The organism is Escherichia sp. AM3 (genome assembly GCF_032029835.1).
GTDB classification, from domain to species: Bacteria; Pseudomonadota; Gammaproteobacteria; order Enterobacterales; family Enterobacteriaceae; genus Escherichia; species Escherichia coli.
Genome location: NZ_JAVUPQ010000534.1, coordinates 1 through 523, shown reverse-complemented (window position 1 = coordinate 523; position 523 = coordinate 1). Strand labels below are relative to the sequence as shown.

The following is a 523-nucleotide window of genomic DNA, read 5'->3' as shown; positions in this document are numbered from 1 at the left end:
GTAGTGGACAGGGCCGAAAAACCACAACACGGGGACATCGTTATCGCTGAGATCGACGGTGAGTTCACCGTCAAACGACTGCTGTTGCGCCCACGCCCGGCACTGGAGCCGGTTTCAGACAGCCCGGAGTTCCGCACACTGTATCCGGAAAACATCTGTATTTTTGGTGTTGTCACTCACGTGATACACAGGACGCGGGAGTTACGCTGATGTTTGCACTGGCTGATATCAACAGTTTCTACGCCTCATGTGAAAAAGTTTTCCGCCCGGACCTTCGCAACGAACCGGTCATCGTACTCAGCAATAACGATGGCTGTGTGATCGCGCGCAGCCCGGAGGCAAAAGCCCTTGGCATCAGAATGGGGCAGCCCTGGTTTCAGGTGAGACAGATGCGCCTGGAGAAGAAAATACATGTATTTTCCAGCAATTATGCGCTGTACCACAGCATGAGCCAACGGGTTATGGCTGTTCTGGAGTCGCTTTCTCCCGCAGGTGAGCCCGACTCAAGTGATGAAATGTTCAG

Annotated in this window: 1 protein-coding gene and 1 pseudogene; both read left to right on the top strand. The window is 53.5% G+C overall.

What is annotated here, in order from left to right; genetic code table 11:
* A partial coding sequence (locus tag RTW80_RS27075) for a S24 family peptidase (RefSeq protein ID WP_312721175.1) occupies positions 1-210 on the top strand: 210 nt, incomplete at its 5' end.
* Positions 210-523, top strand: a pseudogene (locus RTW80_RS27070) (protein ImpB); the annotation flags it as partial. The gene RTW80_RS27075 and the pseudogene RTW80_RS27070, both read left to right, overlap by 1 nt.